At 67.2% G+C, this 22,397-nt stretch carries 23 protein-coding genes; 14 read left to right on the top strand and 9 right to left on the bottom strand.

The genetic code is table 11. The features are described 5' to 3' along the window. Nucleotides 1-59: 59 nt before the first annotated feature. The 5 genes from KM176_RS13120 to KM176_RS13100 all read left to right on the top strand — a co-directional run bounded on the left by KM176_RS13120 (nt 60) and on the right by KM176_RS13100 (nt 4,431). Complete coding sequence (locus tag KM176_RS13120; RefSeq protein WP_160894296.1) at nt 60-698, top strand: TorF family putative porin; 639 nt, start codon at nt 60-62, stop codon at nt 696-698. Nucleotides 699-1,042: 344 nt separating this feature from the next. Further along, on the top strand, nt 1,043-1,432 hold the full coding sequence (gene sdhC / locus KM176_RS13115) for a succinate dehydrogenase, cytochrome b556 subunit (RefSeq protein WP_160894300.1): 390 nt from the start codon (nt 1,043-1,045) through the stop codon (nt 1,430-1,432). A gap of 14 nt (nt 1,433-1,446) precedes the next feature. Further along, nucleotides 1,447-1,818, top strand: coding sequence for a succinate dehydrogenase, hydrophobic membrane anchor protein (gene sdhD, locus KM176_RS13110; RefSeq protein WP_160894302.1), 372 nt, complete (start codon nt 1,447-1,449; stop codon nt 1,816-1,818). 15 nt (nt 1,819-1,833) lie between these two features. Further along, nucleotides 1,834-3,639 (top strand): succinate dehydrogenase flavoprotein subunit, encoded by a 1,806-nt coding sequence (sdhA, locus tag KM176_RS13105; RefSeq protein ID WP_160894304.1) that lies wholly within the window; start codon nt 1,834-1,836, stop codon nt 3,637-3,639. A 12-nt stretch (nt 3,640-3,651) separates the two neighbouring features. Then, nucleotides 3,652-4,431, top strand: coding sequence for a succinate dehydrogenase iron-sulfur subunit (locus KM176_RS13100; protein WP_160894306.1), 780 nt, complete (start codon nt 3,652-3,654; stop codon nt 4,429-4,431). 99 nt (nt 4,432-4,530) lie between these two features. Here the strand turns inward: KM176_RS13100 and KM176_RS13095 are convergent, their stop codons facing one another. Beyond that, entirely contained in the window at nt 4,531-4,695 is a 165-nt protein-coding gene (locus KM176_RS13095) for a hypothetical protein (RefSeq protein ID WP_202397806.1), read from the bottom strand. A 204-nt stretch (nt 4,696-4,899) separates the two neighbouring features. Here KM176_RS13095 and KM176_RS13090 point away from each other — a divergent pair, with 204 nt between their 5' ends. The 4 genes from KM176_RS13090 to KM176_RS13075 all read left to right on the top strand — a co-directional run bounded on the left by KM176_RS13090 (nt 4,900) and on the right by KM176_RS13075 (nt 8,099). Next, entirely contained in the window at nt 4,900-5,046 is a 147-nt protein-coding gene (locus KM176_RS13090; RefSeq protein ID WP_160894308.1) for a hypothetical protein, read from the top strand. Between the two features lie 100 nt (nt 5,047-5,146). Further along, complete coding sequence (locus KM176_RS13085; RefSeq protein WP_160894310.1) at nt 5,147-5,353, top strand: hypothetical protein; 207 nt, start codon at nt 5,147-5,149, stop codon at nt 5,351-5,353. 283 nt (nt 5,354-5,636) lie between these two features. Then, nucleotides 5,637-6,815: a type III PLP-dependent enzyme gene (locus KM176_RS13080; RefSeq protein WP_160894312.1), complete on the top strand. Its 1,179-nt coding sequence runs from the start codon at nt 5,637-5,639 to the stop codon at nt 6,813-6,815. Between the two features lie 429 nt (nt 6,816-7,244). Continuing rightward, nucleotides 7,245-8,099, top strand: a complete 855-nt coding sequence (locus tag KM176_RS13075; RefSeq protein ID WP_160894314.1) for an urea carboxylase-associated family protein — start codon at nt 7,245-7,247, stop codon at nt 8,097-8,099. Nucleotides 8,100-8,240: 141 nt separating this feature from the next. Here KM176_RS13075 and KM176_RS13070 read toward each other — a convergent pair whose 3' ends face one another. From KM176_RS13070 to KM176_RS13050, 5 genes are all read right to left on the bottom strand, one after another. After that, nucleotides 8,241-9,230, bottom strand: a complete 990-nt coding sequence (locus KM176_RS13070) for an aldo/keto reductase (protein WP_160894316.1) — start codon at nt 9,228-9,230, stop codon at nt 8,241-8,243. Further along, nucleotides 9,227-9,931: a purine-nucleoside phosphorylase gene (gene deoD / locus KM176_RS13065; RefSeq protein WP_160894318.1), complete on the bottom strand. Its 705-nt coding sequence runs from the start codon at nt 9,929-9,931 to the stop codon at nt 9,227-9,229. Before deoD ends, KM176_RS13070 begins: the two co-directional genes overlap by 4 nt. A gap of 78 nt (nt 9,932-10,009) precedes the next feature. Next, on the bottom strand, nt 10,010-11,065 hold the full coding sequence (locus tag KM176_RS13060; RefSeq protein WP_160894320.1) for a hypothetical protein: 1,056 nt from the start codon (nt 11,063-11,065) through the stop codon (nt 10,010-10,012). 65 nt (nt 11,066-11,130) lie between these two features. Next, a complete protein-coding gene (locus KM176_RS13055; protein ID WP_160894322.1) occupies nt 11,131-11,403 on the bottom strand; it encodes an acylphosphatase in 273 nt (90 codons plus the stop codon). Between the two features lie 113 nt (nt 11,404-11,516). Then, the gene (locus tag KM176_RS13050) at nt 11,517-13,514 is read right to left on the bottom strand and encodes a protein meaA (RefSeq protein WP_160894324.1); all 1,998 of its coding nucleotides are present in this window, start codon (nt 13,512-13,514) and stop codon (nt 11,517-11,519) included. Between the two features lie 360 nt (nt 13,515-13,874). Between KM176_RS13050 and ccrA the strand changes: the two genes are divergently transcribed. The 4 genes from ccrA (at nt 13,875) to KM176_RS13030 (ending at nt 18,068) form a co-directional block, all read left to right on the top strand. After that, nucleotides 13,875-15,161: a crotonyl-CoA carboxylase/reductase gene (gene ccrA / locus KM176_RS13045; RefSeq protein ID WP_160894326.1), complete on the top strand. Its 1,287-nt coding sequence runs from the start codon at nt 13,875-13,877 to the stop codon at nt 15,159-15,161. 86 nt (nt 15,162-15,247) lie between these two features. Further along, entirely contained in the window at nt 15,248-15,511 is a 264-nt protein-coding gene (locus tag KM176_RS13040) for a hypothetical protein (RefSeq protein ID WP_160894328.1), read from the top strand. Nucleotides 15,512-15,825: 314 nt separating this feature from the next. Beyond that, on the top strand, nt 15,826-17,352 hold the full coding sequence (locus tag KM176_RS13035; RefSeq protein WP_160894330.1) for an ATP-dependent DNA helicase: 1,527 nt from the start codon (nt 15,826-15,828) through the stop codon (nt 17,350-17,352). Continuing rightward, on the top strand, nt 17,349-18,068 hold the full coding sequence (locus tag KM176_RS13030) for an SDR family oxidoreductase (RefSeq protein WP_160894332.1): 720 nt from the start codon (nt 17,349-17,351) through the stop codon (nt 18,066-18,068). Before KM176_RS13035 ends, KM176_RS13030 begins: the two co-directional genes overlap by 4 nt. Here the strand turns inward: KM176_RS13030 and KM176_RS13025 are convergent. Both KM176_RS13025 and KM176_RS13020 read right to left on the bottom strand, forming a co-directional pair. Further along, nucleotides 18,065-19,060 carry an FUSC family protein gene (locus KM176_RS13025; RefSeq protein ID WP_160894334.1) on the bottom strand — a complete coding sequence of 332 codons (996 nt, stop codon included), beginning with the start codon at nt 19,058-19,060 and terminating at the stop codon, nt 18,065-18,067. The genes KM176_RS13030 and KM176_RS13025 overlap by 4 nt on opposite strands. 100 nt (nt 19,061-19,160) lie before the next feature. Further along, the gene (locus tag KM176_RS13020; RefSeq protein ID WP_160894336.1) at nt 19,161-20,036 is read right to left on the bottom strand and encodes a 3-hydroxybutyryl-CoA dehydrogenase; all 876 of its coding nucleotides are present in this window, start codon (nt 20,034-20,036) and stop codon (nt 19,161-19,163) included. 156 nt (nt 20,037-20,192) lie between these two features. Between KM176_RS13020 and KM176_RS13015 the strand changes: the two genes are divergently transcribed. Then, nucleotides 20,193-21,032: a DUF6473 family protein gene (locus tag KM176_RS13015; RefSeq protein WP_160894337.1), complete on the top strand. Its 840-nt coding sequence runs from the start codon at nt 20,193-20,195 to the stop codon at nt 21,030-21,032. A gap of 979 nt (nt 21,033-22,011) precedes the next feature. Here KM176_RS13015 and KM176_RS13010 read toward each other — a convergent pair. Then, nucleotides 22,012-22,397 (bottom strand): electron transfer flavoprotein subunit alpha/FixB family protein (locus tag KM176_RS13010; protein WP_215558786.1); only part of this gene is annotated, 386 nt, incomplete at its 5' end.

Below are 22,397 nucleotides of genomic sequence, written 5' to 3'. Positions count from 1 at the left end.
TTATTGCGCACCGCCCCTTCATGAGAGCGTGATCGGATCCAACCTTCCTGGAGAACGCAATGAAATCCCTTGCCGCATTTTCGCTTCTGACCCTCGCCGCCGTGGCGCCGGGCATCGCCTCGGCCGACGAAGGCCTCAGCTTCTCGGGCGGCGCCACCCTGGCCAGCAAATACGTCGGCTCCTCCGGCACCAAGTACAGCAACGGCGTGGCGTTCCAGCCCTGGGTCGAGCTGGGCTACAACGGGGCCTACGTGAACCTGTGGACCTCCAACATGCAGCGTGCCGTTGCCGGCAACGGTCAGGAATACGACCTGACGCTGGGCTATCGCGGCACCACGGGGACGTATGACTACAACGTCGGCTACGTGCGATACTACTACTCGGATCCCAGCGACAACTGCTGCGGCGAGTATTTCGGCGAGGTCTCCGCGCCGGCGAACCAGGATCTGACCCTGGGCGTGCACGTCTCCTACGATCCGAACTCGGACGTGCTCGATACCCGTCTGATGGGCGACTACACGCTGACCGACCGGATCGGCCTGGGCGCCACCTTCGGCCGGCTGAGCCAGGACGGCGCGACCTACGGCACCGTCTACGGCAGCTACAAGATCAACGATGCGATCTCGCTCAGCGCGACCTACCACGACAGCGACGAGACCGTCCCCTACGGCGTCTTCGCCGTCGACTACGCCTTCTGATCCGCTTCCGGATCGCCCGGATCGCCGCGATCCGGGCTGCTGGGGCCGCGACCCGTGTCGCGGCCCTTCGCATGTGCGGCGCAGGCGGCGGGGCAGGGTGGTGCGCCGGGCCCGGGGGCGGTGCCGGGGCGATGGAATCGCCGGCAAAAACCTAGCAAATCAGTCAGAAAAATGATTGCGCTCTCAGGGGCAAGTTATGTGATCACACGCATAAATCTTGTGATCACAGAGAGGAAAAACCGTAACTTTCCTCTTCAAATTCTGTGTACTGCGGCATGGTGGATGGATGACAAGGCGGCAAGTTCTGCTAGAACCGCCTCAAGGGAAACCGGAAAGGACATGTCATGGCCGATGTGAACCGGGGCAACCGCCCGCTTTCACCTTTCATGCTCGGGAAGTACTACAAGTTCCAGCTCAACTCCGTCACTTCGATCCTCACCCGCATCACCGGCAACGCGCTGGTGGTCGAGGCGTTTCTGATCGCGTGGTGGCTGATCGCTGCAGCAACCGGGCCGGATTATTTCGCGGTGGCCGACTTTGTCGTCACCTCCTGGATCGGTGACCTGATCCTGCTGCTGTCGACACTGGGCCTGTGGTACCATGCCCTGGCCGGCATCCGGCACCTCATCTGGGACAACGGCTACTGCCTGGACATGAAGTCGGCAGACAAGCTGGGCTGGATCGTCATCTACGGTTCGCTCGTCCTGACCATCATCACCATCATCTTCGTCTGAGGGGGAAGCCAGCCATGCGTTATCTGACTGACCGCAAGCGCGCCGTTGGCATGGGTGCCTCCAAGACCGGCACCGAGCATCACTGGTCCATGCAGGTGAGCTCCATCGCGCTCATTTTCCTGGTGCCGTTCTTCGTCTTCACCTTCGGCCCCCACCTGGGCGGCTCCTACGAAGAGATCGTCGCCTACTATTCCCGTCCCTGGCCCGCGCTGATCGCCGCGCTGACCTTCGGCGTCGGCATGATGCACTTCCGCAACGGCTGCCGCATGGCGCTTGAGGACTACGTGCACGGTCTGACCGGTCGTCTGCTGGTCATCCTGGTCGACTGCCTGTCCTACCTGATTGCCGCGTCGGCCATCTTCGCGCTGATCCGCATCGCACTCTAAGACCCGAGGTTTCCAATGGCTGCTTACGAATACGAAACACACGAATACGATGTCGTGGTTGTCGGGGCCGGCGGCGCGGGTCTGCGCGCAACCCTCGGCATGGCCGAGCAGGGCCTGCGCACCGCTTGCGTGACCAAGGTCTTCCCGACCCGGTCCCACACCGTGGCCGCGCAGGGTGGCATCGCCGCCTCGCTGGCCAACATGGGTCCGGACAACTGGCAGTGGCACATGTACGACACCGTCAAGGGGTCGGACTGGCTGGGCGATACCGACGCGATGGAATACCTCGCACGCTCCGCCCCCAAGGCCGTCTACGAACTGGAACACTACGGTGTGCCGTTCAGCCGGACCGAAGAGGGCAAGATCTACCAGCGTCCCTTCGGCGGCCACACCACCGAATTCGGCGAAGGCCCCGCGGTGCAGCGCACCTGCGCCGCCGCCGACCGGACCGGCCACGCCATCCTGCACACGCTCTATGGCCAGTCGCTGAAGAACAACGCCGAGTTCTACATCGAATATTTCGCCATCGACCTGCTGATGTCCGACGACGGCGTGTGTACCGGCGTCGTCTGCTGGAAGCTCGATGACGGCACGATGCATGTCTTCAACGCCAAGATGGTCGTGCTGGCCACCGGCGGCTACGGGCGCGCCTACTTCTCGGCCACCTCGGCGCACACCTGCACCGGCGACGGCGGCGGCATGGTGGCCCGTGCGGGCCTGGCGCTGCAGGACATGGAATTCGTCCAGTTCCACCCGACCGGCATCTACGGCTCGGGCTGCCTGATCACCGAGGGCGCGCGCGGCGAGGGTGGTTACCTGACCAACTCCGAAGGCGAACGCTTCATGGAGCGCTACGCGCCCCAGTACAAGGACCTGGCACCGCGCGACTACGTCTCGCGCTCCATGACCATGGAGATCCGCGAAGGCCGCGGCGTGGGCGAGCATGGCGACCACATCCACCTGAACCTGTCGCACCTTCCGAAGGAAGCCCTGGCCGAACGTCTGCCGGGCATCTCGGAAAGCGCCAAGATCTTCGCCGGTGTGGACGTGACCAAGGAACCGATCCCGGTTCTGCCGACCGTGCACTACAACATGGGCGGCATCCCCACCAACTACCACGGTGAGGTGCTGAACCCGACCGCCGAGAACCCGACCGCCGTCGTGCCCGGCCTGATGGCCGTGGGCGAAGCGGGCTGTGCCTCGGTGCATGGTGCCAACCGCCTGGGCTCGAACTCGCTGATCGACCTCGTGGTCTTCGGCCGCGCCGCCGCCATCCGCGCCGGTGAAGTGGTCGACCGCGAAGCCGCGATCCCCGCGACCAACAAGGCCGGTGTGGAAAAAGCCTTCGAGCGTTTCGACTACTTCCGTTACGCCAAGGGCGGCATCCCGACCGCCGAGCTGCGTCTGGAAATGCAGCGCACCATGCAGGCCGACGCCGCCGTCTTCCGCGCCTCCGAGACCCTGAAGGAAGGCGTCGAGAAGATGACCGCGATCGCGGCCAAGCTGCCCGACCTGAAGGTCACCGACCGCTCGCTGGTCTGGAACTCGGACCTGATGGAAACGCTGGAACTGACCAACCTGATGCCGAACGCGATGGCCACCATCGTCGGCGCAGAGGCCCGTCACGAATCCCGCGGTGCCCATGCCCACGAGGACTTCGCCGAGCGCGACGACGAGAACTGGCGTGTGCACACCATCTCCCGCGTCGACGGCAACAAGGTCGAGCTTTCCTATCGTCCGATCGTCCACGATCCGCTGACGAAGGAAGAGGAAGGCGGCATTTCGCTCAAGAAAATCGCGCCCAAGGCGCGGACGTTCTAAGGAGGACGCCAGATGGTTCAGCTCACACTCCCCAAGAACTCCCGGATCAAGACCGGCAAGACCTGGCCGAAGCCCGAGGGTGCGAAGAACATTCGCAAGTTCAAGATCTATCGCTGGTCGCCCGACGACAACGAGAACCCCAGCGTCGACACCTACTTCCTGGACATGGACAAATGCGGTCCGATGGTCCTGGACGCGCTGATCAAGATCAAGAACGAGATCGACCCCACCCTGACCTTCCGGCGCTCCTGCCGGGAGGGGATCTGCGGCTCCTGCGCGATGAACATCGACGGGCACAACACGCTCGCCTGCATCTTCGGCCTGGACGAGATCAAGGGCGATGTCACGATCTACCCGCTGCCGCACATGCCGGTGGTGAAGGACCTGATCCCGGACCTGACGCACTTCTACGCGCAGCACGCCTCGATCATGCCCTGGCTGGAAACCAAGACCAACCGTCCGGCGAAAGAGTGGAAGCAGTCCATCGAGGACCGCAAGAAGCTCGACGGCCTGTACGAATGCGTCATGTGCGCCTCCTGCTCGACCTCCTGCCCCAGCTACTGGTGGAACGGCGACCGCTACCTCGGCCCGGCAGCCCTGCTGCACGCCTACCGCTGGATCATCGACTCGCGCGATGAAGCCACCGGCGAGCGTCTGGACCAGCTGGAAGATCCGTTCAAGCTGTACCGCTGCCACACCATCATGAACTGCGCGAAGACCTGCCCGAAAGGCCTGAACCCGGCCGCGGCGATCTCGCACATCAAGCAGATGATGGTCGAGCGTCACGTCTGATCGCCGGACCCCCGACATGCGAAAGGCCCCGGAGGAAACTCCGGGGCCTTCTGCGTTGGGATGGGGCGCGTGCGGCACCCCGGACGGGAAGGGGGCCTCTCAGCCCTTCTTCTTGGCCTCGGCGGCGGCCTTCATGCGCGCCAGAAGCTCTTCTTTCGTCGAACGTCCGTCCTTGCCGGGCTTGCCGTTGGCGCGGCTGTTTTCGGCCACGTGCTTGGGGCCCTTGCCGTGGCCCTTGCTGCCACCCGATTTGCTGTAGTCCATGCTGTGCCTCCGATCGCAGAGCGAATGGCCCCTCAAACACCAGCGCGGCCGGCTTGGCAAGCGGCGGCTCGCCCGCAAGATGAGACCGGGGCGCACCTTTGCACCCGCAGCATAGCGCCTCTGCCGGATTTGCGGTGCTCCTGAGGGGCCGCTTCTGCCATAAGCCCCCCAGGTAAAGACGAAGCGTATGTGATGAGGCCCGTGATGGCGACGACCGAACAGAAAACCATTTCCCCGAAAGAGGCGCTGGCCCTGCTGGAAGAGTCGCTCTCCTATTACATGCCCGAAGAAGCCGCCCAGCCTGCCGCCAAGGCGGAAGAAGAGCCGGTCTACATCCCCTACGCCGCCTGATCCGGCCTCCGGTTTCAGTCCCGGAGAAACGTCATTCCGCGCGGACCCCCTCGGGCCGCGCGGTTTGCTTTTCAGGACCCTACGTGCAAGTATCGGCCCCATGCTGATCTTCGTTCCCATCGCCTTCGTGCTGGCGATCGTGCTGATCTGGATCTACGGCAAACCCTCGATGAAGGGCTGCCGCTGGCGCATGAACCATGCCCATGACCAAGACGGAAAGACCTTCTACAGATGCGCGGCCTGCGGGGCCTCCCTGCTGTCCGAGGATGGCAGGCCACCGCAGCTCTGCCTGTCGCACGGATCCTGATCCTTCCTGCTTTCTTCCTTTTTGATCAAATGTTTGCGCGGGGCCGCGGGTCACGGCACGTCAGCGGAAATTTTATCTTCGCGACCGGATTTGCCCCTTGAACGAATCCCGCATCTGCCCGATATCGCCCGCCAAGACGCCAACGCACGCGCCTCTGTCGAAAGGGCAGCCTCTGGGGGATCCGCAAGGGATCCTCTAGGCGAAACCTCTAGGGTCAAGTAGCGACGGTAACGTCTCCGATGGAACTGAGCGGTCATATATGGCCGGGTCTATGGAGATGACCATGAACGCTATTGTCGCCCAATTCGCGGCCCGTGATGCCGTGCGCGCGCCGACCCGCGTGGAACAATTCATCCGCCAGAACAGCTTTGATCGCCCGACGCTGGTGCTGGATATTGCGCGCGTCGCGCAGCAGTTCCACGCGCTGCAGGCCGGGCTGGGCCGCGCCCGCATCCACTATGCCGTGAAGGCCAATCCGCAGCGCGAGATCATCGAACGTCTGGTGGCGCTCGGCTCTGGCTTCGATGCCGCCTCCCGCGCCGAGATCGAGCTCTGCCTGGGTCTTGGCGCCCATCCCGACCAGATCTCCTTCGGGAACACGGTGAAGAAGCCGCGCGACATCGCCTTCGCCCATGCCGCCGGCCTGACCCTTTTTGCCGCCGATGCCGAGGAAGAGCTTGAGAAGATAGCCGAAAACGCCCCCGGCGCGCAGGTCTACATCCGCCTGATCGTCGAGGCGACCGGCGCCGACTGGCCCCTGTCGCGCAAGTTCGGCGTCGCCCGCGACGGTGCCGTGGCGCTGATGGACCGGGCCGTGGCGCTCGGGCTGCGCCCCGTCGGGATCTCGTTCCACGTTGGTTCCCAGACCCGCCGGGCCGAGATGTGGTGCGATACGCTCGACCAGGTGGCCGCCGTCTGGAAGTCCGCCCATGCCGCCGGTCACGCGCTGGAGCTGCTCAACATCGGCGGCGGCTTCCCGGCCTTCTATGGCGAGGAAATCGACGCCCCCACCACCTATGCCGCCCGCGTCATGGCGCTGATCGAGGCGCGGTTCGGTGCGGTTCCCCAGATCATGGCCGAACCGGGACGCGGCATGGTGGCCGAGGCCGGCGCCATCGCCGCCGAGGTTCTGCTGGTCTCGCGCAAGGCACAGGCCGACCTGCACCGCTGGGTCTACCTCGATATCGGCAAGTTCTCGGGTCTGGCGGAAACCATGGACGAGGCGATCCGCTACCAGTTCCTGACCGCCCGCGACGCAGAGGCGACCGGTCCATGCATCCTGGCGGGTCCGTCCTGCGACAGTGCCGACGTGCTTTACGAAAGGCGCCCGGTCGAGCTGCCGCTGGGGCTGAGGGCGGGGGATCAGGTGATCATCCGCAACTGCGGGGCCTATACCTCGACCTATGCCTCCATCGGTTTCAACGGCTTCCCGCCGCTGGACGTGGTGGTCCTGGCCGACTGAGGCCATGTCACGACGGAGGGGGTCTCCCCTCCGCACCGGGGCCGCAAGTCTGGCCCCGGCCTCCCTCCGGACCGGCTCCCAGGGGCCCGCGCCGGAGGTTCGAGGCTGGCGGGCAACGGCCCGCGCAGGGTGCAGGACGGGCCGGACAGTGGCGCGCGGACATTTTCGTCGCGTGCCGCTGTCCGGCCCCCCGCCGCCGGGGAAGGCCCCGGACCCCTGCGCGGGACCGTGCTACCCTTCGGGGCGCCCCGCCGCTGCTTCCGGCCCCGGAGCCTTCCGGACACAGGACGCGCCCAACCGTTACGCCCAGGATGCGGGCCCGCGGGGGGAGGGGCCCGTCCGCCGTCCCGCAGGTTGCCGGGACCGGCCGCAGACCCTTGCCAATCCCGGGCCGCCGGGCTTCCCTGCCGCAAAGCGAAGGAGAGCCCCATGTCCCATCAGCCCCCCGAAGACGCCGCAGCCCGCCGGGCCATCCCCCCGGTCATCTGCTACCCGAACGAGACCTTGCCCCGCCCCGACATGGCGCTCTATGCGGCGGCGCTGGCCACGGCAGAGGTCACGCAGACCCTGCTGGCCCCCCCGCGCGAGGCCGCGGCCTTCCGGGTGCCTGCCGGGCATTTCTTCCGCATCCGCTCGGTCGACGGGCCACAGGTGGGCGATCTCAATCTCTGGAACGCGTCGGACCTCTCGGAGCGTTTCTATTCGGGCAAGACCCGCGCCCTGCACGGCACCCATGTCTCGACCGGGGAACGGCTCTGGTCCTGCTTGCCTTACCTGCGCCCGATGGCGACGATCGTGGACGACAGCCTGGACTGGTACGGGATCGACGCTTTCGGAGGCTCGGTCCACGATGTCATCGGCACCCGCTGCGATCCCTACACGGGCAACCTTCTGGCGGGCACGCAATACCACCACTGCTGCCACTCCAACCTGACCCGCGCGCTCTCGGAAGCCACGGGCCTTGCGCCTGCCGAGGCAGAAGCCCATGTCCACGATGTGCTGAACGTCTTCATGTGTACGGGCTTCACCCGCGACACTGGCCAGTACTTCATGAAGGCCAGCCCGGTGCGCCCGGGCGATCAGCTGACATTCCTGGCTGAGATTGACCTGCTGGGCGCGATCTCCGCCTGCCCGGGGGGGGATTGTTCGTCCGAGCATTCCTCCGATGAGGCGGCCTGCCATCCCCTGGCCATCGACATCCTTGTGCCCGTAGCCGATGCGCTCTCCGGCTGGCAGTCGCCATCCGTCAACGGTTACGACCGCAGCCACGGCTTGAAGTCGTGATGCCTCTTGCCGGCGGTGCATGCCTCCGGCGGGGATATTTATGGCCAGATGACAGGGAGCTCTGGCTCTTCATCATCTGGCCGGAAATATCCCGGGGGAGGCCGCGCGCAGCGCGGGCGGGGGCAGAGCCCCCTCCCCGGATCAGCAGTAGCGTTCGATTGCCACCAGCTGGTGATCCCCGTAGCGGTCGCCATGGGCGAAGCCGGCGGGCAGGATCTGGGCGATCTCGGCCAGGTCCTGCGGCGTGAGCCTGATCTTTGCCGCGTCCCGCCATTCGTTCAGATGTGCGGCGGTGCGGGTGCCGGGGATCGGGATCACGTGATCGCCCTTCGCCATCACCCAGGCCAGGGCGGCGCCGGCCACTGTCCAGCCCTTGCCCTGCGCCCAGCTGCGGAAGGCCTGGATGTGGCGCAGGTTGGCGCTGAAGTTCGGCTCGGTGAAGCGCGGATTGGTCAGGCGGAAATCGCCGTCGCGCATGTCCCCGCGGCGGACCGAGGTTTCGCCGAACATGCCGCGCGCCAGCGGCGAGAAAGCGACGAAGGCCACGCCCAGCTCGGCGCAGGTGTCGATCAGGCCAAGCTCCGGCAGGCGGGTCCAGAGGGAATATTCGTTCTGCACCGCCCGCACCGGGGACACGGCATGGGCGCGACGCACCGTCGAGGGGGCGACCTCCGAAAGGCCGTAGCCGCCGATCAGCCCCTCGTCGATGAAGCCCTGCATCACCTCGGCGACCTGCTCGATCGGGGTCTCGGGGTCGTGGCGGTGGGCGTAGAACAGGTCCACCCGGTCGACGTCGAGCCGCTTGAAGGAGCCCTCCATCTCGCTCAGCAGGTGGTCGCGGGAATTGTCGATGCGGCGCGGCGGGCCGTTGATGATGCTGGCCTTGGTCGCCAGTACCACCTGCGGCTTCTTCGCGGCCATGTAGCGACCCAGGATCGTCTCGGAGACGCCCATGCCGTAGATGTTGGCGACGTCCCAGAAGGTGATTCCGGCGTCGAGGGCGGCGTCGAGGCAGGCAAAGCTGGTTTCTTCATCGGTGGGGCCGAACATGCCCCCGAAGGACATGGCGCCGAAGCCCAGTTGCGGGATCTTCGGGCCGCCCCGGCCCAGCTCGACGGATTTGAAAGTCATGGAAAGGCAGCCTCCAGGGCAATTTCTATCATGTTGGCAAAACTGGTTTCCCGCTCGGCGCTTGGCAGGGCCTCGCGGGTGATGAGGTGATCGCTGACGGTCAGCACGGCCAGCGCCCGGCAGCCGTGACGATGGGCCAGATTGTAGAGCTCGGCGGCCTCCATCTCGACGCCGAGAATGCCGTGGCGGGTCATCTGTTCGTTCAGGTCGGGGCGTTCATCATAGAACACATCGGCCGAGTAGATGCCGCCGGCATGGACCGGCACGCCGCGCGCCACTGCCGCCGCATGGGCCGCCGCCAGCAGGCCGTAGTCGGCGCAGGGGGCAAAGTTCAGCTCTCGGAAGATGCCGGCGGAGGGGGTCGAGATCGACGAGGCCGTCATTGCCAGCAGGATGTCGCGCAGCCCGATCTTTTCCTGCATCGCCCCGCAGGAGCCGATGCGGATCAGGGTCTTCGCGCCGTAATCCCGGATCAGCTCGTTCACGTAGATCGACAGCGAGGGCATGCCCATGCCGGAGCCCTGGATCGTGACCGGGTGGCCCTTCCAGGTGCCGCTGTAGCCCAGCATCCCGCGCACCTCGTTCACCAGGCGCACGTCCTCAAGGAAGGTCTCGGCGGCCCAGCGGGCGCGGTAGGGGTCGCCCGGCAGCAGTACGGTTTCGGCGATGTCTCCGGGGGCAGCCCCGATATGGATGGTCATGTGCGGTCCTCCTGTCCTCGGGCGCCAGACTAGGGGCTGGTGCGGCAGGGGCAAGCGGATCGCGCTGCGGGGCGGGTTTCAGGGAATGAGCGGGGTCGCATAGCCGAGGTAGCGTTCCGGGGCGGGCACGGCTGCGAGCACCTCGGGGGCGGAGGTTTCCCAGGTCAGGCGGCTGAAGGGATCGGGGGCTTCGTAGGGGCTTTCGCCGCAATCGAGCCGCGTCATCCGGCTGCTGCCGCCGGGCCCGGGGTTCACGTGGCATTCGGCTGAGGGCTGCAGCGTGCCGAAACTGTGGGTGCCCTGGGCCGCCACCGTGGGGCGGGCGAAGTTCAGGCTGAGGCTGAAGGTCGGCACCAGGTCCTCGCCGGCGGTGTAGCGCCCCGAGAGCGCGCTTTTCAGCGTCGTGCCCGGGGGCAGGCCGCCGGAATAGGTGCCCGAGAGCGCGATGGTGCCGATCCCGCGTGCCGCCCGGGTCGGGGTGGCCGCGTAATGGAAGACGCTGAGCCGCGCGGCGAGGTCGAAATCGTCGTCGACCGCGTGGCTCCAGCGGACATAGCTGTCGAGGCCGCGGCGCGGCACGGCGGCATCGGTGTCAAAGCGGGCTGCGGTGTAGTTCAGGAAGGGCAGGTAGATGTTGCTGCCGAAAACCAGGTTCTCGTTCCGGAAGCCGCCGGGATGGGCCAGTTCGTATTCCATGCCGAAGGTCATCTGGGCGACGGCGGGGGCGATGTCGGGCAGCTTGCCGAAATCGAGATAGGCGTTGACGCCGAAGACGCGGTCACCGGAGAGCGCGCGGCGCCAGACCTGGCCGTAGGACAGCAGCGCCACGCCCTGGGTGCCGGTGGTGCCGGCATAGGAGAGCTTCAGCTCTCCGAACCGGGCACTGCGGGCGGAGGCGGCGCGGGGGGTGAAAAGATCGAAGGAGAGGCTGGTCCAGTCGCGGGTCATCGACAGCTCGTAGCCGCCGGTGGTGGCGTAGGACACGGCCCGGGGCTTGAGCAGGGTGATGTCGTCCTGGCTGTCCGTGGGGGCCGCGAAGGCCGCCGGGGCGCAGAGGGACAGGCCGCAGGCCAGCACGGAAAGCGGGCTTGCCCGCAGGGACCCGGGATGCCCCGGACGGGCGCGTGGGGGCACGGCCCGTTTCAGCAGGGCGCGCAAGGGGCGATATGTGGCCAGCCTGTGCAGCAGGGGTCCGGACCTCAGGCCAGGACCTGGAAGCCGGGCGCGGCGGGGGCCTCGGCGGGGTGGCTGTGCACGGCGGCGACGCGGGCAAAGACCGGGCCTTCGGCGCAGTCATCGAGCATCTGCGCGACTTCGGATTCGGGGCCGTGGAACAGCGCGGTGACGCTGCCGTCGGCCTCGTTGCGGACCCAGCCGGAGAGGGCAAGGCCCCGGGCCCGGCGTTCGGTCCAAGCCCGGTAGCCGACGCCCTGGACGCGGCCCGAAATGCTTGCCTTGCGGGTGATGGTCATGGCGGCCTCCTGGTGATGCGGCGGGGAGCGCCGCAGGTCACCAAGGTGCCACGCCGCGCCCGGAGGGTCCATTGTCGGGCCGGTCAAATTGCCGTTCCGGGCGGGGCTTTGCCTTACTCTGCGGCGCTGGCGCCGGGATCGGCAAGCGCGATCAGATCGGCCATCAGCCGGTTCACCTCGAAGTCCTTGGGGGTGTAGATCCGGGCGATGCCGGCGGCGCGCAGGGTGGCCATGTCGGCCTCGGGGATGATGCCGCCGAGGACCACCGGAACATGGGAGAGGCCGCGGGCGCGCATCCGCTCCAGCACCTCGGTCGCCAGGGCCATGTGCGAGCCCGAGAGCACCGAGAGGCCCAGCACATGGGCGCGGGTTTCGGCCAGGGCCTCGACGATCTGTTCGGGGGTCTGGCGGATGCCGTCGTAGCGGATCTCCATGCCGCAGTCGCGGGCGCGCACGGCGATCTGTTCGGCGCCGTTGGAATGGCCGTCGAGGCCGGGCTTGGCGATCAGCACCGAGAGGCGGCGCCCGAGGCGGGTCGAGGCGGCCTCGACCGCATCGCGCAGATCGTCGAGCCCCTCGGCCTGGTTGGAGCGCCCGGCGGCAACCCCGGTGGGGCCGCGGTATTCGCCATGGACGGCGCGCAGGGTCTGGGCCCATTCGCCGGTGGTCACGCCCGCCTTCGCGGCGGCGATCGAGGCAGGCATGATGTTTTCGCCCGCGAGGGCCGCTTCGCGCAGCGCATCGAGCGCCGCGCGAACCGCATCGGCGTCGCGCTCTGCCCGCCAGGCGGCGAGGCGATCGAGCTGGGCTTCCTCTGCCGCCGGATCCACCGTCATGATGCCGCCATCGGCGCCCATCAGCGGCGAGGGCTCGGCCTCGGTCCAGCGGTTGACGCCGACCACCACCGTCTCTCCGCTTTCGATCTTCGCGAGCCGTGCCGCGTTGCTTTCGACCAGCCGCGCCTTCATGTGGTCGATGGCGGCAATGGCGCCGCCCATGGCCTCGAGCGCGGCCAGTTCCGCAAGCGCGGCGGCCTTGAGCTGGGCGACCTTGCCTTCGACCGCCGGGTTGCCCTCGAACAGGTCGTCGTATTCCAGCAGGTCGGTCTCGTAGGCGAGGATCTGCTGCATCCGGAGCGACCATTGCTGATCCCAGGGACGCGGCAGGCCAAGGGCCTCGTTCCAGGCGGGCAGCTGCACCGCGCGGGCGCGGGCGGATTTCGACAGCGTCACCGCCAGCATCTCGATCAGGATGCGGTGGGAGTTGTTTTCCGGCTGGGGTTCGGTCAGGCCGAGCGAATTCACCTGCACGCCATAGCGGAAGCGGCGGAACTTCTCGTCCTCGACGCCGTAGCGGGTGCGCGCGATCTCATCCCACATCTCGGCGAAGGCGCGCATCTTGCACATCTCGGTGACGAAGCGGATGCCGGCGTTCACGAAGAAGGAGATGCGCCCGACGATGCGGGGGAAGTCGGCCTCGGGCACGCGGGGGCGCAGCGCGTCCAGCACCGCCTGCGCGGTCGCCAGCGCATAGGCCAGCTCCTGCTCCGGCGTCGCGCCGGCCTCCTGGAGGTGGTAGGAGCAGACGTTCATCGGGTTCCACTTGGGTAGCGCGCGCGCACAGTATTCCGCCACATCAGCGATCATCGCGAGGCTGGGCGCGGGCGGAAAGATGTAGGTGCCGCGGCTGAGGTATTCCTTGATCAGGTCGTTCTGCACCGTGCCCTGGAGGTCGGCGGCAGAGGCCCCCTGTTCCTCGGCCACGGCGATGTAGAGCGCCAGCAGCCAGGGCGCCGTGGCATTGATCGTCATCGAGGTGTTCATCTGCCCCAGCGGGATCTGATCGAACAGCACCCGCATGTCGCCCAGGTGGCAGATCGGCACGCCGACTTTGCCGACCTCTCCGCGGGCCAGGACGTGATCGCTGTCATAGCCGGTCTGGGTGGGCAGGTCGAAGGCCACCGAGAGGCCGGTCTGCCCCTTGCCGAGGTTGGTGCGATAAAGCGCGTTCGACGCGGCGGCGCTGGAATGGCCGGAATAGGTGCGGAACAGCCAGGGCTTGTCCTTGCGGGGCAGGGTGGTTCCGTCGGTCTTGGGGTCGTGCACGGTCATGGCGGCCTCGCTGGCGTGGTTGAGTCCCGTTGGTAATTTAATTTCCCGATAACGCGTATGCGTGAAAGAAAACGTCCCTGTCAAGCTTCTGCGACGCAGCGCGACACTATGCCTGTAGGCGTTCGACCTTGGTCGGAGGATGATAGGGGCGGGTTGACCCCAGAGTGACGATTCAAGGCCAGTAAAACAAGGGTTTTCTGACTTCGGCGTTCCGGCGACCGGGTAACGATCTGTCTTGGTCGAGACATATAGTTGCGCAATGTGGTCAATATGGGTTGAAAAATTACCCGAAGGATCGTACCTGTCCTAACGTGAACCGCGATTCTGCAATGCGGCAACTCCGAGGAGGAGGAGGACGTGATGGCATTCGACAACAAGACGGGCATTGCCCCTTATGACGCCCCCCGCAAGGAGCTCTACGACGTGGGAGAGCTGCCGCCGCTGGGCCATGTGCCCGAGAAGATGCACGCCTGGTGCATCCGCCGCGAGCGGCACGGCACCCCCGACAAGAGCTTTCTGCAGGAAGTGGTCGACGTGAAGAAACCCGACAGCCACGAGGTGCTGGTTCTCGTGATGGCGGCGGGCGTCAACTACAACGGCGTCTGGGCGGGGCTCGGCGTGCCGATCAGCCCCTTCGACAGCCATGGCGAACCCTATCACATTGCCGGTTCGGATGCCTCGGGCGTGGTCTGGGCGGTGGGCGACAAGGTTACCCGCTGGAAGGTCGGCGACGAGGTGGTCATCCATTGCAACCAGGATGACGGCGACGACGAGGAATGCAACGGCGGCGACCCGATGTTCAGCCCGACCCAGCGGATCTGGGGCTACGAGACGCCCGATGGGTCGTTCGCGCAGTTCACCTGCGTGCAGGCCCAGCAGCTTCTGCCGCGTCCCAAGCACCTGACCTGGGAGGAATCGGCCTGCTACACGCTGACGCTGGCCACCGCCTACCGGATGCTGTTCGGCCACCACCCGCATGAGCTGAAGCCCGGCCAGAACGTGCTGGTCTGGGGCGCCTCGGGCGGCCTCGGCTCCTATGCGATCCAGCTAATCAATGCCGCCGGCGGCAATGCGATCGGCGTGATCTCGGAGGAGGACAAGCGCGATTTCGTCATGAGCCTGGGCGCCAAGGGCGTCATCAACCGCAAGGATTTCAGCTGCTGGGGCCAGTTGCCCACCGTGAACACGCCCGAATACAAGGAATGGTTCAACGAGGTGCGCAAGTTCGGCAAGGCGATCTGGGACATCACCGGCAAGGGCAACAATGTCGACATCGTCTTCGAACACCCCGGAGAGGCGACCTTCCCGGTCTCGACCTTCGTGTGCAAGAAGGGCGGCATGGTGGTGATCTGCGCGGGCACCACCGGGTTCAACTGCACCTTCGACGTGCGCTACATGTGGATGCACCAGAAGCGCCTGCAGGGCAGCCATTTCGCGCATCTGAAACAGGCTGCCGCCGCGAACCGGTTGATGCTGGAGCGCCGTCTGGATCCCTGCATGTCCGAGGTCTTTCCCTGGGCCGAGATCCCCGAGGCGCACATGAAGATGTACCGCAACGAGCACAAGCCCGGCAACATGGCGGTGCTGGTTCAGGCGCCGCGCACCGGGCTGCGCACCGTCGAGGATGTGCTGGCCAGCCGGTCTTAACACTTTCTTAGGACGGGCGTCGCAGAGTGGTCATGGATGAATGTGACCCGCGGCGCCCGAACTGTGGCCCGCATGAGAGGTGTGAGATGCAGGTCGATATCAAAACGGCTCCGAGCATGAATGCGGCCGCCTTTGCGCGGATCTCGTCTGATGCCTGGATGGTGGATGTGCTGGCCGAACTTCAGGAGGCCGCGCTGGATCGCGACATGTTCGTGGTGGCCGAGCAGCTGGCGGTGACGACCCGGCTTGTGCAGGGCGAGATCGCGCGCAAGCGCAACGAGGCCCGGCGGCGCGGCACCGGCCATGGGCACCTCGAAGAGCATGGTGCGTCCTACGCCCGGCGGCACTGACCCCGAAGGCCCTGGCTTCGGGGGCCGTGACCGCGATGGTCCTGACATCATGGACGGTGATCCCGGCGGCTCGGGCAAAAGCGAGCCGAAGGCGCGTCCCGTTCCCGGGGCGCGTTCCTTTGGCCCGGTCATGGCCTTCGTGCCGCACACGGGGAGGCAGTCCCTGAGAGGCCGCCTCTTCACAATCTGATCGCCTTCACAGTCTGATCGTCCTTTGCCCCCGCGTCCCCAGAGCGCAGCCCGTCACCTGACGGCAGGTCGATGCCCCTCGCGGCATCTGGCGCTTTTGCCCGCCACCGGGTAGCCTGCCCGTCATGTCCGTGCCCGCGATCACCTTCTCTCCCGACCAGGCCGAAGCCTTTGACCGCGTGGCCGAGACGCTGCGCGGCGCCGGCATCGATATCGAAAACGGCACGCTGCGCCCCCCGATGGAGGGCCGCTCGCGCGTGCTGGCCGTCATGGGCAAGGCGGGCTCCGGCAAGACCATGCTGCTTTCCGCGCTCTCGGAGGCCTGCAAGGAGGCCGGGCTGTCGGTCGTCTCGGGCGATTACGAACCCAAGCGCGAGAAGGACGGCCGCACGCTGGCGATCCTGGCGCCCACCAACAAGGCGGCCTCGGTGCTGCGGCTGCGCGGCGTGCCGGCGACGACGATCCACCGCATCCTCTACAAGCCGGTCTACGATCCCGAATACGAGAACATCGCCGAATGGCTGGAAGGCCATGGCGAGAAGCCCGAGATCGAGAACGTCACGCCCGAGGCGCTGGAACGCGCCAAGGCCAGCTACGAGACCAACAAGTCGATCCCGGCGGCGCTGGCCGTGGCGGGGCTGCGCGGCAGCGATTTCATCACCGGCTGGAAGCGGCGCGACGATCCGCTGGACGTGGGCTTCATCGACGAGGCCTCGATGCTGGATGAAAAGCAGTATGACGACCTGCGCGAGATCTTTCCGAACCTTGTCCTGTTTGGCGATCCGGCGCAGCTGGCCCCCGTCGGCCAGTCCGGCAAGATGGTCTTCGATGCGCTGCCCGAGCCCGCCAAGCTGACGCTGGCGCGCATCCATCGGCAGGATGCCGGCAACCCGATCCTGGACCTTGCCCATGCGCTGGCCGATCCGGCGGTCGATTTCTACGCCTTCGAACGCATGGTCGAAGAGGCCGCGAAGCGCGATGAGCGCGTGCAGTTCGCCCAGCGGGTCGAGGCCGGGCTGATGGCACGCTCTCCGGTGCTGGTCTGGCGCAACGCGACGCGGATCCGGCTGATCCATGCCTTCCGCGCCGTCCATGGCGCCCCCGAGGACGCGCTGCTGCCCGGTGAGCCGCTGATCTGCGACGGGCTGGAACTGCCGCTGAAGCACCGCCGCAAGCGGCTGGACCTTGAGGCGCGCGGCCTGATCAAGGGCGCGCAGGTGATCTACCTCGGCCCCGGCAAGCGGCGCGGCTTTTCCCGGCTGCACGTGGTGGGGGCAGAGAACCCGCAGGTCTCGGCGGCCTCGATCGTGAAGATCGAGAAACCCGACGAGGAAGAGCCCTTCATCCCCTTTGCCGCCCATATGGGCGCCACCTTCCTGCATGGCGCGGCGGTGACGATCCACAAGGCGCAGGGCTCACAGTGGCCGGATGTGCAGGTCTTCGCGCCCGATCTTTACGCGGCCTTCAAGATGGGGCGCTCCGAAGCCGGTCAGCCGCTGTGGAAACGCCTGGCCTACGTGGCGATCACCCGGGCCGAGCAGCGCCTGCACTGGGTGGTGCGCAACCGTCTGGCCCGCCCGGCCGAGCCGCTGGGCATCGAGGACCTGAAGGGCATCGCGCCGACGCTGGAGCTGGAGGCGCAGGAGGAGTGAGCACGATCCTGATCACCGGGGCCAGCGACGGGATCGGCGCGGCCACGGCGCGCAAGTTCCTCGACGTCGGCTGGACGGTGGGGTTGCTGGCGCGGCGCACGGGCCCGCTGCGGGCATTGGCCGAGGATTATCGCCGGGCCATCGTCCTGCCGGCGGATGTCACCGACGAGACCCAGGTGATCGGCGCCTTCGCGGAGTTCATCCAGCGCGCCGGGCGCCTCGACGTGCTGTTCAACAATGCCGGGCAGTTCGGCCCCTCCGGCCCCATCGACACCGTGACGCTGGAGGACTGGCGCCGCGTGGTCGACGTGAACCTGACGGGGATGTTCCTTTGCGCCCGGGCGGCGTTTTCGCAGATGCGCCACCAGCATCCGATGGGGGGACGGATCATCAACAACGGCTCGATCTCGGCCCATGCGCCGCGCGAGGGGGCGGTGGCCTATACCGCGACCAAGCATGCGGTGACCGGCCTGACCAAAAGCCTCAGCCTGGATGGGCGGCCCCATGATATCGCCTGCGGGCAGATCGACATCGGCAATGCCCGCACCGGCCTCCTGGAAGAGGCGGTGGCGCGCAATCCCGACGATCCGCCCCCGGTGATCGAGGTCGAGGAGGTCGCGCGCGCCGTGCTGCACATGGCCAACCTGCCGCTGTCGGCCAATATCCAGTTCATGACGCTGATGGCGACGAAGATGCCCTATATCGGGCGCGGCTAGGCGCCCTGGGCCGGCAGGTTCGGGCGCAGCACCGGGCGGAACACCAGCACGCAGAGGCAGGCGCCCCCCAGCAGCGCGAGCGCCGAGACCGCCTGCACCGGCAGCGGGTGGCCGATCTGGCCGACTTCTGCGGCCAGCAGGAAGCACATGTTGGAATCAAGCCCCAGCGGCGCGGTCTTCGGATTGGCCCGCAGCAGCGCGCCCCCCATCAGGAAGACGGCGGTGATGGCCAGGAAGGGCACCAGCCCCTGCACGTCGAAGACGGTCAGGATGCCGCGGTAGCTGAGCGCCGCGATCACCGCGATGGCGACGCCCGGCACCAGGAATTTCAGCGGCATCCGGGGATCGGGCATGGAGCTGACGAGGCAGCCAAAGATGCAGATCGCGAGCGCTCCGCCCAGGGCCTCGGGGGTGGGGAAGGTCAGCACCAGCGTCATGCCGCAGGCAGCGGTGGCGGCGGCGATCAGCCCGCGCTGCAGCGGCGTGCCGGTCTTGTGCGCCTGGCGCAGCGGCTGCGGCGTGCCCCGGCTGGGGGTGAAGAAGAAGGTCACCAGCGTCACCACGACGACGCCGATCAGCGTGCAGGCGACCCGGTCCAGCGCCAGCCCCAGCGGCTGCGCATCCGAGGCCACGACCGGCAGCAGCACCACGGCGGTGGTCATCGCGAACAGCAGCGCGCCGTAGCTGTAGACGGTGCCGATCCAGAAGGCGAGGCCCACGCCCAGCCCGGCACCAAGCGCGATCCCCGGCAGCAGCACCTCGGGCGAGGTGCCAAGATGCAGGATCGCGACCCCGTAGGCGGCGCCCGCCAGCGTGCCCAGCACCCGCAGGATGCCCCGGATCAAAAGGTCTTCGCGGAACGGCTGGCTGACCACCCAGACCGGCATCGCCGCCCAGAAGGGATTATGCAGCCCAAGCGCCATGGCGATGGCCAGGGAACCGAAGGCGGCAACGAAAAGGCGGAATGCGCGGGCAAGGTCTGGGGTCTGCATGAATGTCCTTTCAGCCTCCCCGGGGCGCGATCTAGCGCGAACCGGGGCAGGGGGAAAGGCATGGCAGGGTTGCACGGGGCGCGCGGCCCCCGTGACGGGCTCAGCGGCTGGGGACCGGCGTTTCCCCTCGGTAATCGTAGAAGCCGCGGCCGGTCTTGCGGCCCAGCCAGCCGGCCTCGACATATTTCACCAGCAGCGGGCAGGGGCGGTACTTGGTATCGGCCAGCCCGTCATGCAGCACGTTCATGATCGCCAGGCAGGTGTCCAGGCCGATGAAATCCGCCAGCTCCAGCGGGCCCATCGGGTGGTTGGCGCCCAGCTTCATCGCCATGTCGATGCTCTCGACGTTGCCGACGCCTTCCAGCAGCGTGTAGACCGCCTCGTTGATCATCGGGATCAGGATGCGGTTGACGATGAAGGCGGGGAAATCCTCGGCCGAGGAGGCGGTCTTGCCGATCTTCTTCACCACCTCCAGGCAGGCCTGGTAGGTCGCCTCGTCGGTGGCGATGCCGCGGATCAGCTCGACCAGCTGCATCACCGGCACCGGGTTCATGAAGTGGAAGCCCAGGAACTTCTCGGGGCGGTCGGTGCGGCTGGCCAGACGGGTGATCGACAGCGAGGAGGTGTTCGAGGTCAGGATCGTCTGTTCGCCCAGATGCGGCAGCAGCTCCTGGAAGATGGCGTCCTTGACGCTTTCCTTCTCGGTCGCGGCTTCGATGATCAGGTCGCAGGGGCCCAGGTCCGTCACCGTCAGCGTGGTCGAGATCCGCGCCAGCGCCGCATCCTTGGCCTCGGCGCTGATCTTGTCGCGGCTGACCTGCCGGTCGAGGTTCTTGGTGATCGTGGCGATCGCCCGGTCCAGGGCCTCGCGGCTGATGTCGCTCAGCAGGACGTCAAATCCCGCGACGGCCATCACATGCGCGATGCCGTTGCCCATCTGGCCGGCACCGATCACGCCTACTCGTTGGATCTCCATGAGGGCCCTCCTGCTTGTACCTCAGGCTGCAATGTGCCCCCGACGCTGCGGCGCCGCAAGGGGACAAGCCGCAGCAGGGCGGGGCTGCGGGCGGAATTCAGGGTTTGGAAACTTCTGGTCCGCAGACTGCAAGCGGGGAGAGACATGGTGGGACGAATGGGATTTGAGCCAGAGGGCACGGCGGGGCTGGACTATTTCCCCTGTCGGTACGGGGCGGCACAGGGCCTGTTTCGCGGGCCGGGGCGCAGCGTGACCGGCGCCTACCTGGCCTTCCTGGGGGGGATCAACACCTTCGGGCGCTTCATTCCGCAGCCCTATCCGGCGTTGCTGGAGTCCCGGCTGGGCCTGCCCTGCGTGAACCTGGCCAGGGCGCAGGCGGGGCCAGAGGCGCTGCTGGCCGATCCCGGTCTGATGCGACTGGCGGCGGGGGCCCGCGCCGTGGTACTGGAACTGCCCGGGGCTGCCAATCTCAGCAACCGCTTCTACGATGTGCATCCCCGGCGCAATGACCGCGTGGTGCGGGTGCACCCGCTGCTGCGTCGCCTGTTTCCAGAGGTGGATGTTGCCGAGATCCATTTCACCGGTCACCTGCTGGGCCGGCTCCGGGCTGCTGCGCCGGAGCGTTTCGACCATCTGGCCGAGGCCCTGCGAAGCGTCTGGTGCGCGCGGATGGAGGCCTTGCTGCGGGCGCTGCCCGGCCCGGTGCTGCTGCTGTGGCTTGCCGATCATGCGCCTTGCGCGCAGCCGGTCGAGTGGGCGCGGGCGCCGGCGCTGCTGACCCGGGCGGTGATCGAGGCGCTGGAACCGCACGCGGCCGGCCTGATCCGGGCCGTGCCGGGGGGCGGGGCGGCGGCGGACACGGCAGGGATGGTCTTCAGCCGGTCCGAGGCGGCGCTGACAGCCCATGTCCTGCCCGTGGCCGCCCACCAGGAAGCGGCCCGCCAGCTGGAGGCCCCGTTGCGCCGGCTGCTCTCGGCCGACCGCCTGAGGGCCTGACCCGTTGGGGCCGGGGCGCCGTCAGCTCTGCGTAAGTCAGGCCAGAAGGGCACTGGTGTCGGCGTAATCGCCGCCCCGGATGACCGGGAAGTCGGCCGTACGGGGGCCGTTTCCCGGCATATGCGCGCCGGTTTCCCCTTGGCGATCAACCCTGCGACGGTTTCGCGCCCGCCAAGGGCAAGGCCCTGTCCCGCCACCCTGCCTGACAGCCCAGAGGGAAGCTGTCGAAACGGATGATCCGCCGGCGACGAAGCCCTGCGTCCAAGAGCGGCGAACCGGTCCGTCCAGTCCCGGGGCGACAGCCGGGGATGGTGCGACAGGGCTTCGGGCGGAAGGGGGGCATGGAGCTCCCCCCGCAGCGCCAAGTGGGGATGGCGCGCCTTCAACCGCGAGAGCCGGTCATCAACCGGTTTCAGACCTGTTCAGCTGGCAGTGCAGCACCAGCCCGTCGGAGCCCAGCAGAACGCTCAGCGCCCCGCCGGCCACCTGACCGAAGGCCAGCCCCGCCGCTGCCAGGTAAACCGCGCAGATGTGCCGTTCGAACAGGGCTCTCCCGGTTCGGCCTCCCGGGCGGCGATCTGCCCTGCCACCGGCGGCGGTAAAACTCTTATGCAGGGCCGCCGCCTCTATGGCCGGCAGCCGGGAGAGTGCCGGCAGGGGGGCAGTGCAATGCCTCCTGCAGTTTGCACAACGCTTCCTTTCCAAGGGCTGCGTCCTGCGGTTTCCGGCCCGCATGGCAGGGATCATGGACAGGTTTCGCCCTCCCGGAGGGCCTGGGCCCGGGGGGGCATGCTTCTGGCGGTCGTCGCGACGGCGGTGGCCCCGACGCCGGAGGGCGGTGCCTTCGACACATTCGGTCCGGGCAGAGGGGGCGCCTTGCGATGGTCGGAGCTGAGGCGTTCCTGACGGTCTGCCGGCAGCCGCCCTGATCGACAAAAAAGGCCCGCCAGGGCGGGCCTTTTGATGGGTGTCCTTGGGATCAGAGCTTTGCGGTCAGCTCGGGAACGGCCTCGAAGAGGTCAGCGACCAGGCCGTAATCGGCGACCTGGAAGATCGGCGCCTCCTCGTCCTTGTTGATCGCGACGATCACCTTGCTGTCCTTCATCCCCGCAAGGTGCTGAATTGCCCCGGAAATCCCGACCGCAACGTAAAGGTCCGGCGCCACGACCTTGCCGGTCTGGCCGACCTGCCAGTCGTTCGGCGCAAAGCCCGAATCCACCGCCGCGCGCGAGGCCCCCACCGCCGCGCCCAGCTTGTCCGCCAGGCCCGAGATCAGCGCGAAATCCGCCTCCGAACCGACGCCGCGACCGCCCGAAACCACGATCTTCGCCGAGGTCAGCTCGGGCCGGTCGCTCTCGGCCACCT

This window comes from Pseudooceanicola endophyticus (assembly GCF_018760365.1).
GTDB classification, from domain to species: Bacteria; Pseudomonadota; Alphaproteobacteria; order Rhodobacterales; family Rhodobacteraceae; genus Pseudooceanicola; species Pseudooceanicola endophyticus.
Note: the sequence above shows the minus strand (reverse complement) of the source record. Positions and strands in the feature narration are given on the sequence as shown.

Excerpts from the sequence above, each read along its gene's own strand:
- sdhA (WP_160894304.1), top strand. The coding sequence starts at position 1,834 with ATGGCTGCTTACGAATACGAAACACACGAATACGATGTCGTGGTTGTC.
- KM176_RS13070 (WP_160894316.1), bottom strand. The coding sequence starts at position 9,230 with ATGACTTTCAAATCCGTCGAGCTGGGCCGGGGCGGCCCGAAGATCCCG.
- KM176_RS13075 (WP_160894314.1), top strand. The coding sequence starts at position 7,245 with ATGTCCCATCAGCCCCCCGAAGACGCCGCAGCCCGCCGGGCCATCCCC.
- KM176_RS13015 (WP_160894337.1), top strand. The coding sequence starts at position 20,193 with ATGGGATTTGAGCCAGAGGGCACGGCGGGGCTGGACTATTTCCCCTGT.
- KM176_RS13080 (WP_160894312.1), top strand. The coding sequence starts at position 5,637 with ATGAACGCTATTGTCGCCCAATTCGCGGCCCGTGATGCCGTGCGCGCG.
- ccrA (WP_160894326.1), top strand. The coding sequence starts at position 13,875 with ATGGCATTCGACAACAAGACGGGCATTGCCCCTTATGACGCCCCCCGC.
- sdhD (WP_160894302.1), top strand. The coding sequence starts at position 1,447 with ATGCGTTATCTGACTGACCGCAAGCGCGCCGTTGGCATGGGTGCCTCC.
- KM176_RS13025 (WP_160894334.1), bottom strand. The coding sequence starts at position 19,060 with ATGCAGACCCCAGACCTTGCCCGCGCATTCCGCCTTTTCGTTGCCGCC.
- KM176_RS13120 (WP_160894296.1), top strand. The coding sequence starts at position 60 with ATGAAATCCCTTGCCGCATTTTCGCTTCTGACCCTCGCCGCCGTGGCG.
- KM176_RS13035 (WP_160894330.1), top strand. The coding sequence starts at position 15,826 with ATGTCCGTGCCCGCGATCACCTTCTCTCCCGACCAGGCCGAAGCCTTT.
- KM176_RS13085 (WP_160894310.1), top strand. The coding sequence starts at position 5,147 with ATGCTGATCTTCGTTCCCATCGCCTTCGTGCTGGCGATCGTGCTGATC.
- KM176_RS13090 (WP_160894308.1), top strand. The coding sequence starts at position 4,900 with ATGGCGACGACCGAACAGAAAACCATTTCCCCGAAAGAGGCGCTGGCC.
- deoD (WP_160894318.1), bottom strand. The coding sequence starts at position 9,931 with ATGACCATCCATATCGGGGCTGCCCCCGGAGACATCGCCGAAACCGTA.
- sdhC (WP_160894300.1), top strand. The coding sequence starts at position 1,043 with ATGGCCGATGTGAACCGGGGCAACCGCCCGCTTTCACCTTTCATGCTC.
- KM176_RS13100 (WP_160894306.1), top strand. The coding sequence starts at position 3,652 with ATGGTTCAGCTCACACTCCCCAAGAACTCCCGGATCAAGACCGGCAAG.
- KM176_RS13050 (WP_160894324.1), bottom strand. The coding sequence starts at position 13,514 with ATGACCGTGCACGACCCCAAGACCGACGGAACCACCCTGCCCCGCAAG.
- KM176_RS13040 (WP_160894328.1), top strand. The coding sequence starts at position 15,248 with ATGCAGGTCGATATCAAAACGGCTCCGAGCATGAATGCGGCCGCCTTT.
- KM176_RS13055 (WP_160894322.1), bottom strand. The coding sequence starts at position 11,403 with ATGACCATCACCCGCAAGGCAAGCATTTCGGGCCGCGTCCAGGGCGTC.
- KM176_RS13095 (WP_202397806.1), bottom strand. The coding sequence starts at position 4,695 with ATGGACTACAGCAAATCGGGTGGCAGCAAGGGCCACGGCAAGGGCCCC.
- KM176_RS13020 (WP_160894336.1), bottom strand. The coding sequence starts at position 20,036 with ATGGAGATCCAACGAGTAGGCGTGATCGGTGCCGGCCAGATGGGCAAC.